Genomic DNA, 13,349 nt, shown 5'->3' on the forward strand with positions numbered 1-13,349 from the left:
GAATCCTGGCTGACCATCCAGCACGCAGAATTCCCCACTTGAGCCGAACAGGCCCCTGACACCCGGGACTTCAGCCTCGACGCGCTCGTCCGCCTCGAAGATCTGATCCGCGGCCGCTACGCCGAGCAGGCCCACGAGCACGAAGGGGGCGACTTCCTCCAGACCGCCTCCTGGTACCTCAGGGAATTCCACAACCGGCACTTCGGCACCGTGTGGCAGTAGCACCCCGGTTCGATGGAGATCCCCGGCGCGTGGCCGTTCGTCACCGTGCCCTTCGACCGGCTCTGCGAGTCTCCCGACGAGGACGGCATCGATTCCGACGGCCGGCCCCTCTACACACCCGTGAAACGGCTCTGCGGAACCCTCGCCCCCGACAATGGCCACCTCGCCAGCGACCCCGGGCATTTACCCCCCGACTGACACTGCCACCTAAGGGCTGCCCCCAGGCGCGGCCGGGATGCGCAAGATCAACGTCGCCACCGCGCTGAACGCCGCGTAGACCGGACCCATACGGAGTTGACTCGACGCCGGGCCCGCACCAGCCGACCCCCGCACCGGCCGACCCCCGCACCAACACGGCCCCGGGCCGGGATGCGAGGGCCGGGACCGTGTCTCGGTTCTGCGGGTGCCGACTAGCTCCTAGCCGGCGGTCACGAGCCGATGATCGCGATGGACTTAATGGTCGCGCCCGGCTTGGTCTGCCCCCAGTGGTGGCTCTTGATGTCGACGCGCTTGCCGGTGCACGAGACGTCGCTGTACACCCGGATCGTCCTCTTGGTCTGGTTGGAGACGGTCTTCCCGCTCCACGGGTAACAGCCGTGCGAGGGGTTCACGCCGCTGGTGCGCTTCGTGCCCCCGAAGTCATTCTTCGACCAGGTGCAGACCGAGCCCTCCCGGCAGACGGACGAGGCGGATGCGGTCTGGGCGGTGGCGAGCGGCAGCGTCGCGATGAGCGCGGCGCCGCCGAGCGCGATGAGCTTCGTCCTCAAGAGTGGTACTCCTGTTCCCCTATGGATCATGGTCGGGGACGAGCATCCCAGTGCATGATCGCCACAGCCAATCGCATTTCAGCCAAGCTCCACGCCGCCGCGCTCGGCGCCACCGCTTCCCCCAGCCGCTGGCTGGCCACATAGTGCCAGGCAGGAGGCCCCGGACAGGCCACAGATGCCGGTCGTGACGCACCGCCTGCGGACCGCCGGCACCGAGCAAAACCAGCTCTTTTGAGGACACTCACCCAGGGCGCTGGGCTGGCGAGAGACGGGACAAGATCTGAGCCATTGTGATGCCGACCCTGTAGTGGGCCGGCGGAGTTCATGGCCTACGTGAACTGGCCCACCGACGCCAACCGACCGGGACGCGTATGCCTGTTGCACCCCCGTCTCCGGCTGTTGGCTGACCTGAAGGTTGTGGCTGACCTGCGAGCTGCCAAATCCGCCATGATCGAAAAGAAGGAACCCCGTCCAGAATCATGGGCCACAGGCGACTCGACGAGGCTCTCCTTCACCGAGCGAATTCCCGACCCGAGCCTGGCCGATAGCGGCGGTTACTTCACCGGCAACCGTCGCCCTGCGTTACTGCGCCGCGTTATCGTCACGAACGGGCCGGCACATCAGCCTTTTTTTGGGGGGACACATGGCCACTGTCAAGACGCTCGTGTGCTTAGCAAACTCGCGCAAGAATGCGGGTCGATGTGTGGCGGGCATGGTCGACAAGGGGTCAGGACAATGGATACGCCCAGTCAGCACCCGCCCGAACCGCGAAGTATCCGAATATGAGCGGCAATATGCAGACAGAACGGACCCGAGAGTCCTCGACATCATCGCCGTGCCACTCCTCACCCCTCAGCCACGCAGCTACCAAAGCGAAAACTGGCTCCTTGACCCCAATTACTACTGGGAGAAGACCGGCAGGGCCAAGTGGGACAAGCTGCTCACACTGGAGCAGCATCCAAAAACCTTATGGATCAACGGACACCGCACATATCACGGCAACAACAACCGTGTCGCAATTGAACAAGCGCACACTTTACCGGACTCGCTCAAGCTCATCCGCGTTGACAGCGTAACGTTACAGGTGCATGCCCCCAGCGCAGCGTTCGGCGACAGCAGGCTGGTCGTGGACGCACACTTTCGCTACGCCGGATGCCCATACATACTGCGACTGACTGATCCCGAGTATGAACAAACATACCTGGCCAAGCAGGAAGGGACCTACGAACTGAGCGAATCTTTCCTTACGGTGAGTCTCGGTGAACCGTACGAAGATTATGCTTACAAGTTAGTGGCAGCCATCATCGAGCGAGCAAAGATTTAAGCAGGCAGCAAGCAATGACACTGAATACCGTGTTTACCGTCGGCCACTCCACGCACAGTGTTTCGCATTTCCTCAGCCTACTTCACAAGCATGAAATCACGGCGGTCGCCGATGTGCGGTCGACACCCGCCAGTCGGTTCACCCCCCAGTTCAACCGAGATGCAGTGAAGCGCAGTTTGCGCGAGGTCGACATCAAATATGCCTTCCTGGGCAAGGAACTCGGAGCGCGCACGAAAGACGCCACATGCTATGTCGACGGACAGGTACAGTACGGCCGTCTCGCCAAGACCCCGGATTTCGTCAGCGGCATCGACCGCCTACTGAAGGGTGCACAGAATGAGCGAATCGCCGTTATGTGCACTGAACAAGAACCACTCGAATGCCATCGCTGTGTCCTCGTCGCGCGAACGCTCGAAGAATGCGGGATCACCATCGACCACATTCACGGCGACGGGCATATCGAGAGCCACGCCATGGCAATGCAACGCTTGATGGCCAGTTTCGGGCTGGACCAGGAAGAACTATTCCGCACGCCGGCCGAACGCCTCCAGGAGGCTCTCAGCCGCCAGGAAGACCGGATCGCGTACGTCAATGAGGAACTTCGCGCCAACGGGACATCGGGAAAATGAAACTATACACAATCGGCTTTACGAAGAAGTCCGCGGAAAAGTTTTTCGGGCTATTGCGCAAAGCTGAAGTGACAACGCTGATCGATGTCCGACTGAACAACGTATCCCAATTGTCCGGCTTCGCCAAGCGCGACGACCTGAAGTACTTCCTCAGCGAGATCTGCGACGTGCAATACGCCCATCGTCCCGATCTGGCGCCAACCCAGCCCCTGCTCGACGACTACAAGAAGCACGGCGCCAGCTGGACATCCTACGAAGAACGCTTCCTGGAATTGATGAAGAATCGCCACATCGAGAACACCGTCCCCCGGGAGCTACTCAACAACGCAGTCCTGCTTTGCAGCGAAGACAAGGCGGGGCACTGCCATCGCCGACTGGTTGCCGAATACATGGCGCAACAGTGGGGCGACGTCTCGATCGAACACCTGACATGACCTCCGCGTCCGGTGAACGCACGAAACAGCGCCTGCCTCAAAATCCCGGCCGCCCCTGGCCCCCACGCCCTGGTCAGCGCCAGCGCCGGGCTACAGGCGACCCGGGGTGAGACAGGAGAACGCAGAAGAGGTGCCCCGCCGAAGCGGGGCACCCCAGGAGAGCCCTCTTTCCGCCGAAACGCCGCTTGAGTTACCGCGTTGAAAGCTCGTCGCCACTCGTACAGGGCGCAGGCCACCTTGCGGGAGCGATTGAGGTGAGCCGCGATGGCGTTCCGCTGTCGAACCCCCATGTGGTCGTCCTCTGGCTCAAAAACACTGGCCGGAACGTAATCGCTAGTGAGCACTTCGATCAGGGAAGGCCCGTCGAACTGGACCTCAACGCCCAGGTCGTGGATCTCGTGGCAGCAGGTGAGTCGGCAGAGACCTCATGTGCGGTGGACGGCACGGTCATCGCTTACGGCCCTGAGCTGATACCCCCGAAGGGCCGAAAGATCACCTTCACCGCATTGGTTGACGGCACTCCAGAATTCTCGCTTCGGCAGCACCTAATCGACGTTTCAGTGAAGGCCGCGCCCGACCCCGATCGCATGCTTATCAGGGAAGCTGCCGCTACGACTGTGGGGGTGAGCGCAAGCGTCTTTTCGCTTATGGCAACTTTGTTCCCATGGATCACTTCCTGAACGCTGGCACCCGTCGCTGACATCAACGACGGACGTTAAAGGACAGTCGCGTTGCAATCGTCGTTGTTGAAGCTTCCCGCTCGGCTGAGCGGCTGATCGTGGTTGGCTCTCGCGGCATGGACACCTGCCGGTTGTCAGCTGCTGGCTGAGGACTCACCCGTGGACTGACCTTGGCGAGCACCTGGCATTGTTTGTGGAAGCGCCTGAATTCGCTACCCCTGGGCTAACGCCCCTCGGGCTGTGCAGCACCAGTTGCTGCAACGCGCGCCCCGCCGCAGTGAGAGCGGCGGGGCGCAGCACTTTTACGAGCCAGGATTCCCGGGACGGCACATGCAACAATGCACCCATCTCGGCAACCTGACGCTGAGGCTCTTACCCCTTTACCGAGGTCCACGCCGAGCAGTAGAGGCTGCGGCTGCCCTTAATCTGGCAAACCCTCATTTTGAAGTTCAAGCCGCTGACGGCGCCATTTATTTTATCCTCGCAAGTGTTTGTGCCATTCGGTGCACGCAGCGAATATTTCGCTCCCGACGAGGACTGGACCTCAAGTTTCGGGGACATGCCATCTGACTTCTGGTCGCAGACGTTGAAAGTGTGCGTGCCAGTTACCCAGCCAGCGAATCCACCGCCATCTGTCGTATAAACCAATTTGTCCTCTGCGAACGCCGATGAGCTGCAGAGCAAAACAGCCGCAGCTGCGGCAACTCCGGCACTCACGAAACTGCGAGCTTTCACGATTCCCCCATTTTGGGATTTCATTTCGAATGGGCTTAACGGGGGTGTCGAATTCGGTCAGCGGCGCAGGGTGCGTGCCGCATTGAAGGCCCCCAAGGTCGTGATCATGCTACCCGGTGCGGGTATATGCAGGCCGAAAATTGACCAAGGGGGAGCCGGCGGGGGCGGAGGTGGCAGCAGATTGCCCCGATTGCCCGGATTTGCTGTTTCTGGGCAAGGCATGCAGGGCCCTGCCCAGAAGCACAGTGATTAGCACTTGGGGAGGAACGACCGGATGGCCGGCCCTGGCGAGGGCGGAGCATGGCAATGCCCCGACCATTCCGCGGGTGTCCGGTGAGTGGGAACCCATTGCGAAGCGGTGGTTTCAGGTTCGGCCGATGCCGCAGGACCTGCTCCCGGTAGCTGACATCAGCGACTGACATCAACGTGAGCGCACACCGTTGGACGCAGGTGCTTCGATGCACCTCGACGAGCATGCCCCAGCGCCGTCCGGCCACAGGGGGCCTGGACGCCGCACCCGCCTACGGATCAGAAGGTTGCAGGTTCGAATCCTGCCGAGCGCACAGCACCGACCGCCAGCAGCCCGCCTTTCCAGGCAGCGCTGAGTGGCGCCCTCTGCGCGTGCCACACCCGTGCCAGACAGGGCGGCCAAACGCGGCCAAGAGCGGTCAGCCACGGGTCAACAGCCATCCGGCAACGAAGCGGCCCCCGACCGGGAGTTACCAGGTCAGGGGCCGTTTGTCTGCGGAGGCTGTGGGATTTGAACCCACGGTGACGTTGCCGCCACGACAGTTTTCAAGAGCGTTCCGGCTAGGGGGCCTACCAGCGTGCTGACGTGCGGATATCGGACCGGGGAGAGCCAACCTGCCACCGTCGGCCCGTGCATGGCCCGCCAAGTGTCCACTCCGGCCAGGGCACCGATCAGCAGGAGCGCGAGTCGGACGTCTTGCTCGGCGACCGGCGTCGCGGGGGCGAGGCCGTGAGGATTTCGGATCCCGTCGGCCACAGCAGCAGGAACTGCCGGACGAGTGCGACGTGCGGGTCCGGAACACGGCTAGGCGCTCGCGCCCGCCTACCGCAACCTTGCAAACAGTAGTCGCCGGGTAATGATCTAGGGCGGTCGTCAGCGGCGTCGGATCGGCAATACGGTGGCGGCTTGAGGGCTCAGTCTGCGCATACTGCCGCATGGCGATGATGTTGCAAGACCTGCTCAAGGAGAGCAGGTTCAAGGGCTGGGCCACAGGCGCGGGGACCATAGCCCAGGTTCAGCAGGAGGCCACGCTGCTGAGGTGGACCGAGGTTCCAACCCGGCAGGGCACCCCGGGCGTTACCACCTTGCGCCCAGTTGGCCAATCCGAGGCAGAGCCCAACTCCCTGAGCGCCCGCTACGGCAAGGGGGCCCAGCCTCTGCACACGGATGGTGCACATCTTCCCGAACCGCCCGACATTGTGGTCCTTGCATGTGACTCCACCAGCACGACACCAACGCGTCTCTGGAACCGGCGGGTTGGCGGAGCACGCTACATCTCAGTGCTGCCGGGATTCTTGCAGCACGGCATCTTTCTGATCAGCAGCGGCAAGGACAGTTTCTTTGCTTCGGCGCTGAAGGGCGGGCGTCTGCGCTACGACCCGGGGTGCATGATGCCCTGCGATGCCCGAGCACGTCAGGCAGTGCAGTTCTTCGACGAGGAGATGAACTCTACGACCGAGCACGAGTGGAGCACGCCCGGGCAAGTGCTCCTGATCAACAATCGCATAGCTCTGCACGCCCGTGCCTCGGCCGCCCACGAGCCGCAACGAGAAGTGCAGCGGCTTAGCTTTCACCTGGATCGCGAGGGCTCATGAACAGGCCGTTTGATCACGAGGCGCTTTGGATCAAGGCGAAACTCTTCCTCAACCGGGCCATGGATGAAGACTACAGGTCGTTCGATGAACAAGCCCTCTGGGCTGCTCTCGCGCTTGAACTGCTGGCCAAAGCCGCCCTCGCTCGCGTCTCGCCCCTCCTGGTCGCTGAACCGAATGAGGAAGGCACCAACCTTCTCATCGCGAGTGGACTCGTCAAAGGCGAGGCCAGGTTTACCTCCGTGCGTGCGAAGACCCTGATGGCACGGTGCCATAAGGCGTTCAAGCCTTTCGACCAGGCAGAAGCTATGAAGATCATCAACGGCCGAAACGAATACCTGCACAGCAGCGGTGCCGGCTTCATGGCAATCCCTCCTCATGCCTGGTGGCCCAGATATTGGGCACAAGCCGCCATTCTGGTCACCGCACTCGATCGAGACATGGACGAGCTCGTCGGCGAAGACCGCGACATTGTGGTTACTAAGCACCTTCAGCAAAATGCCAAGAATCTTGAACAGCGCACAGAGGCCCTGATCGAGAGGGCCAAGCAGCGCCGTCTACAGAGGCTTGAAGGAACTCTCCCCGCAAGAGTCGCTGCAGAGTGGAAGAGCAGCCAGTACTTGGCAGCACAGCTGCCGCACAGCGAGGAAACGACCTGCCCTGTTTGTGGATCGGCCGGCCTCCTCGAAGGCGACGAAGTCGTCGACACGGAGGTTCACTACCCGACCGGCGGCTACGGGTCTGACGAAGAGTCGGACTACGACTACATGCTCGACGTCTCGGTCACCTTGACCATCGAAGCTGAGTATTTCAGCTGCCCCGGCTGCCAGTTGGTCCTGAACGGCTACGAGCTGATTCGACAGGCGGGGATCGAGACCGAATTTAATGTTGAGGGCGATGCCGAGGAATACCTTGGGCAAGAGCCGGAATATGGAAACGACTGACCACAAGGACTCTTCGCAGTCCGAGTAGGTCTCCGAGCACAGTGATGGACTTTCTCATTGCAACAGCTCTGTTGCAATGAGAAAGCCCATCCAGTCCCCGCCGCCGCACGTCGAGCTATCTGAACATCCATCCTGGACAACGCCGGGGTCGAGCCGGCCGTTCAAATCCCCTCCCCCTCATGCCCATTCAGGTAGGTGCGGGCAGCGATCACAAATGCGGCGGTCGCCTCGGTGAGCGCAGCCTGTTCGACCTTTACATCCGGTCCGTCCATTTCCCACGTTTCGATCAATGGCGCAAGGGCAGATGCCTTTTTGATTCGAAGAGCATGGTCACCGATCACACCGGCAAGGGTGGCGAGAGGGTCGGGACCTTCAAGGGAGACAACGGCCACAGCGTGCAGCAGGGGCTCAATGTCAACATCTGCCCGAATTTCTTCAATTCGGCGCAGGGCATCCCGCTCTGTCAGGTCCGCATCTTCAGCGTCGAGAACCCTCATCACGCTGGGCAGCGTCGTCATACGGGAGTAGGCGCGGGCAGTCGTGAGGAGTTCGACGTATGCCTCGCGCTGCGCGGTACGACGCACAGATACGACGGGGCCACGGTGGGCGGCCCGGGCCTGTGCGCGTCCTGCGGCAAAAGCGGCAACCGCGGTGACGAGGACGGCAGGGGTACCGATGAGCGCGGCTATCACTTCGGATTCCACGAGGTGATAGTGCCCCACGGTGGCGACACGCAGGCCAGGCTTGAGGAACACCGGAACCAAGAACTGGCGCTGACGCACCCACGGCTGTGCTCTCCGCGCGCGAGTCAGCTACTTCTGCGCAGTTTCGTGACCATGCTCCAGATAGACCACTCGACCGCGGGCTCGCGCCACCGCCGCTGCCTCGATCCGCCGAGCGAGCCGCGGGATGGTGAGGCTCGCGACGGCGTCCAGCGGATGGAAGTCGTACGCCCCGATCTCAGCGGCTTGCAGCTGGATCTGCTCCCGGAGCTCCGTAGGCAGGATTCCGCCGTCGAACAGATAAAGCACCTTGTCGCCCTCGGCCGGGCTGGGCGCCCAGTCCACAGCGAGCAGGCGGCCGATCTCCGGTGAGATACCCAGTTCCTCTCGGACCTCCCGGACGCATGCCTGAAGCGGGGACTCGCCGGCCTCGACGTAGCCTCCGGGGATCTCCCGGTAGTCCTTGTACGTCGGCTCCAGCATCATGACTCGACCCTGGTCATCAAAGAACAGCGCGCCCGAAGCCATTCTCGGGCGCGCCATCTTCGCCTCGTGCTCGTTGTCGCTCATGCAACCGAGCCTAACCAGCTCACACCACTCGTAGCCGCTCGGCCAGGTCGGCGATCGGCCGGCTCGGGCGTCCTCGGGTTCCGCGGACCCAGCCAAGGACGAGGTCTCGGCTCATGTAGTGGTGCCTGACCTGCTCAGGGGCAAGCTGCTCGGCTTCCAGGACGGCGGCGAGCGCATCGTCGGTGCGGTTCCAGGAGCTCAGTGCCCGAGCGACCTCCAGGCCGTGCCGGACCCGACGCTCCACCGGGAGGCCGCTGGTGTCCACCTGCGGGCCGAGATCCAGCGCGACCTGTACGTCACCCAGCTCGCCGGCAGCGGCCACGCGGTGGATCGCCACGTTCGTCGGGCCGAAGGCCGTCCACATGTGGTTGGCGTCGGCGCCGAGCCGGAACGCGGCGTTCTCCGCCTCCTGGAGGAACTCCTGGGCCGTCGCTCGGTCTTCTGCTCGGGCTGCGGCCATGGCCCCGGTAAGGAACAGCGTCCCGTAGATGGACAAGTACGCCGGTGTCGGTTCGCCGAGGCCCGGCTCCAGGTAGCCGGCCGCATCCTTGACGAGCTGCGCAGCCGTCTCGAAGCGTCCCGCGGAGAGCAGGCAGTGGGTAACCGACCGGAACAGCGACCCAATGATCACCTTGTTCCCGCTGAGCTGTGCCGCGGCGAGTCCTCGGTCTGCGGCGATCCAGGCCAGCTCGTTCTCGCCGAGCTTGCCGAGCACTAGAGCGGCCCCCTGGTAGGTCATGGCTAGCAGGCCGTTCGCTTCATCGCGCTCATCACCGGAGCAGGACCGGGCCGCGAGCAGCGCGTCGGACAAGAGCGATGGGAGCTGCCGGGCGGCGAATCCGTACCGGGAGTCCTGGTAGGCGTCCCAGACTTCGCCCACATCGGAGCGGAGCGCTGCCAGCGTCGGAGGTTCGCCGGCGTCCGGCGTCCCGATGAGTGGGGCGAGCTGCCGGTAGTCCATGAGCGCTTCGCGGAGAGCGGGCAGGGTGCGCCGGCCGCTGTCCTTCGACCACTCCAGCAGGGTCGGCTCACCGATCAGATCGCCGATGGACACGTCGAGCGCGTGGGCGAGCGTCCGGATCACCGAGAGCCGATCGAGCTCGATGCGGTTGTTCTCCGCCTTGCCGAGCCAGTCAGCCGTTCGGCCAACAAGTCCAGCCAGTACGTCCTGGGACAGGCCGCGGCGATGGCGGTACCAGGCAACGCGCTCGCCGGTCGTTAGGTGCTGCGTCATTCCTCGCATGGTTACAGCCTCAGCTCGGTTCGGCAGGGGCCCCCGGAAGGATTTTCCGGGGTCTCCCAGGACACGCGCCATAGCGTCGAGGGCGTACAGGGTGAGACGCGCTGAGACGGCAACTTGGGGGTTCAGCAGTGGGGTTGACGGAACGTGAGCGACAGCAGGTGATTGCGGAGATCAGGCAGCTCACCGCGCAGGTGGACGCACTGTCCCGCAGGGCACAGCGCCTCCCTGTGCGGATCACTCCGGATGCTTCGTCTCCTCCAGCTGATGGAGACGGTCGTCCAGGCGCGCCAGATGAGCCCGGATCGCCTCAATCTCCTTCATGATCGCCACGAACTCCGGGCTGGGCTCCGCACCCTCCGGCTTCTCCGCCTGGCTGTTCACGAAGTAGCCGCGCGTCGAGTCGGGGCGTACGACACCGCGCTGGGCGAGCAGCTGGAGCGCCTTGGTCGCGGTGCCGGCAGCAACCCCGAAGTCACTCGCAATCGACCGGACCGCCGGCAGCCTCTCACCTGCTTTGAGCTTGCCTGACTCGATGTCCCTCTGAAGGGCGTCCGCGATCTGCTCGTTCACTCTGCGCGAGGCATCAGCGGTGGGCGTCATACAGCGATGCTATCCGCCCCTTGAACCAGTCCAACCGGCACACACAGCACAACACATTGTGCTGGTTGTATCAGTCGTGCTAGAACAGTTTCACTGCTGGTCATCCCGTCCGGGGTGACCAGCAGACCCGCAGGCCATTGCTTTGACCTGCACAAATGCTCCATCTGTACCGCCCGGACGCCCCGGTGACAGGGGGTGAAAGGAAGCGGTCGTTGCTTCAGAACTGAACAGCGTGCTGCCCCAGCCACCTGCACACGGTGGTCGATGGGGCCGCCTCCAACCCTCGCAAGGTTCGGGAGGCGCCCGGAGCGATCCGGGCAACAGGACGCCGCCCCCTGCACAGGGCGGTCCGGGGCCACTCACCTCCCCGGGGTGAAAAAAGGAGCGCCGCCCACTGACCTTCGGGAGTGGGCGGGGGTCGTCGCTATCCCGGCCTCGCGGCCGGCGGCGTCCGACGGCCACGGATCACCCGAGATCCGCACCGCTGAGAGGAGATCCGTCATGGGTCGCCGACATACGCAGCCGCCGCCGTGATTGACCGGCACGGCGGCGCCGTTCAGCACATCGTTCGCGCGCAGCACGACCAGCCGCGACCAACCGGTCAGCCACTCCACCGCATCGCAGCGGTTAGCGCTGCGCCGGTTGCCTCCTCCGCCCGTCCGGGCCGCGTCAGCGCGGGTCCGTACGGGCGGAGTTGAGGGGAGCCGGGTGGTTCCACAACGGCGCGCGGCCCCGGAGTTGCACCTCCGGGGCCGCTGTTCGGGCCGTTCCACTGTGAGAGGAGCACGACCCAATGAAGAACATCGCTGCACTTCAGGCGGTTGTTACCGCCAACCCGCCCGTCGGCGGCCCGACGGCCGCGGAGCTGGAGGCGATCGAGGCGGAGATGCCGCTGATCCTGGCGGAGGTCGAGTTGCTCGACGCGCAGATCCCGCTGCTCGACCGGCCGGCCACCGCGCTGGACGAGCGGCGCATCCGCCGGGCCCGCCACCGGGTCCTGGCCGCCCGCCGCGACCTGACCAACCGCGCCACGACGGCGCTGCCGGGCGGTGCCGCATGAGCACACCACCCCTGAGCGCCCTGGGCGCCCCGCTGCGGCTCCTGCGGATGTTCAGCGCCGAGTACCCGCACCTGCCGGCACCGTGCCTGGACGTGTCCACGGTCTACCCCGACCTGCTGACGCTGTCTTTCCACAACGACCTCGGCGGTTTCGAGGCGTGGCGGGACGCCTTGAGCATCGCGGCCGAGAGCGTCCGTCACCACGTTCAGTGCGATGGCCGTACTCGGGTTCTGGAGGTCAAGGCCGACTACGCCGGTGCCCGGCTGCACCTGGTCGGCTACTCCCAGGTCCCGGCCCCCGGCAATGAACGTTCACGGTCGGAGGCTGACGGATGAACGGTGCTCAGGTCCGTTCAGCCGAGCGCGCGCTGTCGATCGGCACGTGGCTGATCGTGGGCGGCGCGATGCTCTACTCGATCCTGACCGTGACGCCGCTCATGTCCGCCCACACTCCCGAGGCGTGGGCCTGGACGGCGCCGATCCTGCCGCTGGTGGTGGACGCCGCGGTCGTGATCGTGGTGCGTCTGGACTCGGTGCTGGCCCGCCTGGGCGGGCACGGCGGCCGGTGGCCGATCGCCCTGCGGTGGATGACCGGCGCCATGACCCTCGCCCTGAACATCGCCGACTCCGCCCTGAACAAGGACCTGGTGGGCGTCTCCGTCCACGCCGTCGCCCCGCTGCTGCTGATCGTCACCGCGGAGACCGGGCTGGCCTACCGGCGCGCCATCACCCGCGCCGTGACCGCCCTGGAAGACAAGCAACGCTCCGAGCGCGAGCGGCGGGAGCGGGTCGCCCAGGAGCGGCAGGAAGCTGCTCGCCGGGAGCGGGCGGAGGAGCGGGACCATGCCGCAGCGCTGGCGCGTGAACAGCGCGACCACGAAGCCCGCATCGCCCGTGAACAGACCGAGCGGGAAGAGCGCCAGCGGCGCGAGGAGCGCGAGCATGCCGCAGCCCGGGAGCGTGAAGAGCGGGAGGCTCGTGAACGCCGTGAACGCGAGCGTGAACAGCAGCAGTGCGAGCGTGAACAGCAAGAACGCCAGAACGCCGAACGGGCCGAGCGGGAGCGCCGCGAGCGCGCCCAGGCCCGTGAGCGTGAACAGCGTGAGCGCCAGGAGCGGGCCGAGCGTGAACGCGAGGCTCTGCTCTCGCGCGGCCCGGCGCCGGAGAAGCTGCCCGAGGACGAAGCCCGCGCGGTGATCGCCGCGGCGTTCGCCGCGGAGTTGCCGGTGCGCGCTGCGGCGGAGCTGTGCGGCTGGTCGGTCGGCTGGGTCTCCTCCCGCTACGCCGAACAACGCCAGCCCGCCGACGCCGCGCACGCTGAACTGGCGATCGCCGCCCGTTGATGGGCGCCAGCCCGGTCTACCCCTGGTACCTGGCCCCCGACGGCTCTGCCGCCGCTGCCTACTCCGCGTCCTCGGGCTCCGCCGGGGCGCGAGCAGTGCCATGGCCGCCGACCGTTCCAGCCCACTTGCCGGGGGGGGGGGGGGGGGGGGGGGGGGGGGGGGGGGGGGGGGGGGGGGGGGGGTGGGCCTCGGGTAGTAGGAGCGGTGCAGAGAGGTAAGCATAAAGAAGAAAGAA

The 13,349-nt window shown here is 64.9% G+C and carries 15 protein-coding genes; 10 read left to right on the plus strand and 5 right to left on the minus strand.

Translation table 11 applies throughout. From position 1 onward, the window contains the following. Positions 1-234 precede the first annotated feature (234 nt). On the plus strand, positions 235-420 hold the full coding sequence (locus tag ACZ4XD_RS18130) for a hypothetical protein (RefSeq protein ID WP_468043154.1): 186 nt from the start codon (positions 235-237) through the stop codon (positions 418-420). A 230-nt stretch (positions 421-650) separates the two neighbouring features. On the opposite strand, the gene ACZ4XD_RS18135 is transcribed toward ACZ4XD_RS18130, so the two are convergent. Then, the gene (locus ACZ4XD_RS18135) at positions 651-989 is read right to left on the minus strand and encodes a peptidase inhibitor family I36 protein (RefSeq protein ID WP_468043156.1); all 339 of its coding nucleotides are present in this window, start codon (positions 987-989) and stop codon (positions 651-653) included. Between the two features lie 643 nt (positions 990-1,632). Between ACZ4XD_RS18135 and ACZ4XD_RS18140 the strand changes: the two genes are divergently transcribed. The 6 genes from ACZ4XD_RS18140 (at position 1,633) to ACZ4XD_RS18165 (ending at position 7,577) form a co-directional block, all read left to right on the plus strand. Then, a complete protein-coding gene (locus ACZ4XD_RS18140; RefSeq protein WP_468043158.1) occupies positions 1,633-2,313 on the plus strand; it encodes a dual OB domain-containing protein in 681 nt (226 codons plus the stop codon). Between the two features lie 14 nt (positions 2,314-2,327). Next, entirely contained in the window at positions 2,328-2,942 is a 615-nt protein-coding gene (locus tag ACZ4XD_RS18145) for a DUF488 domain-containing protein (RefSeq protein ID WP_468043159.1), read from the plus strand. Continuing rightward, positions 2,939-3,376, plus strand: a complete 438-nt coding sequence (locus tag ACZ4XD_RS18150; protein ID WP_468043161.1) for a DUF488 domain-containing protein — start codon at positions 2,939-2,941, stop codon at positions 3,374-3,376. Before ACZ4XD_RS18145 ends, ACZ4XD_RS18150 begins: the two co-directional genes overlap by 4 nt. Before the next feature lie 254 nt (positions 3,377-3,630). Next, positions 3,631-4,056: a hypothetical protein gene (locus ACZ4XD_RS18155; RefSeq protein ID WP_468043163.1), complete on the plus strand. Its 426-nt coding sequence runs from the start codon at positions 3,631-3,633 to the stop codon at positions 4,054-4,056. Between the two features lie 1,920 nt (positions 4,057-5,976). Continuing rightward, the gene (locus ACZ4XD_RS18160; RefSeq protein ID WP_468043165.1) at positions 5,977-6,636 is read left to right on the plus strand and encodes a Fe(II)-2OG oxygenase family protein; all 660 of its coding nucleotides are present in this window, start codon (positions 5,977-5,979) and stop codon (positions 6,634-6,636) included. Then, on the plus strand, positions 6,633-7,577 hold the full coding sequence (locus tag ACZ4XD_RS18165) for a hypothetical protein (protein WP_468043167.1): 945 nt from the start codon (positions 6,633-6,635) through the stop codon (positions 7,575-7,577). The genes ACZ4XD_RS18160 and ACZ4XD_RS18165 overlap by 4 nt, the downstream gene beginning before the upstream one ends. Positions 7,578-7,738: 161 nt before the next feature. Here ACZ4XD_RS18165 and ACZ4XD_RS18170 read toward each other — a convergent pair whose 3' ends face one another. The 4 genes from ACZ4XD_RS18170 to ACZ4XD_RS18185 form a co-directional block, all read right to left on the minus strand. Beyond that, on the minus strand, positions 7,739-8,281 hold the full coding sequence (locus ACZ4XD_RS18170; RefSeq protein WP_468043169.1) for a hypothetical protein: 543 nt from the start codon (positions 8,279-8,281) through the stop codon (positions 7,739-7,741). A 108-nt stretch (positions 8,282-8,389) separates the two neighbouring features. Further along, positions 8,390-8,869 (minus strand): NUDIX domain-containing protein, encoded by a 480-nt coding sequence (locus ACZ4XD_RS18175; protein WP_468043171.1) that lies wholly within the window; start codon positions 8,867-8,869, stop codon positions 8,390-8,392. Positions 8,870-8,888: 19 nt separating this feature from the next. After that, the gene (locus ACZ4XD_RS18180) at positions 8,889-10,103 is read right to left on the minus strand and encodes a helix-turn-helix domain-containing protein (protein ID WP_468043173.1); all 1,215 of its coding nucleotides are present in this window, start codon (positions 10,101-10,103) and stop codon (positions 8,889-8,891) included. A gap of 243 nt (positions 10,104-10,346) precedes the next feature. Continuing rightward, the gene (locus ACZ4XD_RS18185; protein ID WP_468043175.1) at positions 10,347-10,712 is read right to left on the minus strand and encodes a GntR family transcriptional regulator; all 366 of its coding nucleotides are present in this window, start codon (positions 10,710-10,712) and stop codon (positions 10,347-10,349) included. A gap of 793 nt (positions 10,713-11,505) precedes the next feature. Here ACZ4XD_RS18185 and ACZ4XD_RS18190 point away from each other — a divergent pair. Genes ACZ4XD_RS18190 through ACZ4XD_RS18200 form a run of 3 tightly spaced genes read left to right on the plus strand, consistent with a single transcriptional unit; the run spans position 11,506 to position 13,114 of the window. After that, on the plus strand, positions 11,506-11,772 hold the full coding sequence (locus ACZ4XD_RS18190) for a DUF6284 family protein (protein WP_468043177.1): 267 nt from the start codon (positions 11,506-11,508) through the stop codon (positions 11,770-11,772). Continuing rightward, positions 11,769-12,107, plus strand: coding sequence for a hypothetical protein (locus tag ACZ4XD_RS18195; RefSeq protein WP_468043179.1), 339 nt, complete (start codon positions 11,769-11,771; stop codon positions 12,105-12,107). The genes ACZ4XD_RS18190 and ACZ4XD_RS18195 overlap by 4 nt, the downstream gene beginning before the upstream one ends. Continuing rightward, on the plus strand, positions 12,104-13,114 hold the full coding sequence (locus ACZ4XD_RS18200) for a DUF2637 domain-containing protein (protein WP_468043181.1): 1,011 nt from the start codon (positions 12,104-12,106) through the stop codon (positions 13,112-13,114). The genes ACZ4XD_RS18195 and ACZ4XD_RS18200 overlap by 4 nt, the downstream gene beginning before the upstream one ends. Positions 13,115-13,349: the final 235 nt, after the last annotated feature.

The organism is Streptomyces sp. NPDC029466 (assembly GCF_055574515.1).

Coding starts and splice junctions, on each gene's coding strand:
- ACZ4XD_RS18130 (WP_468043154.1), top strand. CDS start 235: ATGGAGATCCCCGGCGCGTGGCCGTTCGTCACCGTGCCCTTCGACCGG.
- ACZ4XD_RS18140 (WP_468043158.1), top strand. CDS start 1,633: ATGGCCACTGTCAAGACGCTCGTGTGCTTAGCAAACTCGCGCAAGAAT.
- ACZ4XD_RS18145 (WP_468043159.1), top strand. CDS start 2,328: ATGACACTGAATACCGTGTTTACCGTCGGCCACTCCACGCACAGTGTT.
- ACZ4XD_RS18150 (WP_468043161.1), top strand. CDS start 2,939: ATGAAACTATACACAATCGGCTTTACGAAGAAGTCCGCGGAAAAGTTT.
- ACZ4XD_RS18160 (WP_468043165.1), top strand. CDS start 5,977: ATGGCGATGATGTTGCAAGACCTGCTCAAGGAGAGCAGGTTCAAGGGC.
- ACZ4XD_RS18165 (WP_468043167.1), top strand. CDS start 6,633: ATGAACAGGCCGTTTGATCACGAGGCGCTTTGGATCAAGGCGAAACTC.
- ACZ4XD_RS18175 (WP_468043171.1), bottom strand. CDS start 8,869: ATGAGCGACAACGAGCACGAGGCGAAGATGGCGCGCCCGAGAATGGCT.
- ACZ4XD_RS18180 (WP_468043173.1), bottom strand. CDS start 10,103: ATGACGCAGCACCTAACGACCGGCGAGCGCGTTGCCTGGTACCGCCAT.
- ACZ4XD_RS18185 (WP_468043175.1), bottom strand. CDS start 10,712: ATGACGCCCACCGCTGATGCCTCGCGCAGAGTGAACGAGCAGATCGCG.
- ACZ4XD_RS18190 (WP_468043177.1), top strand. CDS start 11,506: ATGAAGAACATCGCTGCACTTCAGGCGGTTGTTACCGCCAACCCGCCC.
- ACZ4XD_RS18195 (WP_468043179.1), top strand. CDS start 11,769: ATGAGCACACCACCCCTGAGCGCCCTGGGCGCCCCGCTGCGGCTCCTG.
- ACZ4XD_RS18200 (WP_468043181.1), top strand. CDS start 12,104: ATGAACGGTGCTCAGGTCCGTTCAGCCGAGCGCGCGCTGTCGATCGGC.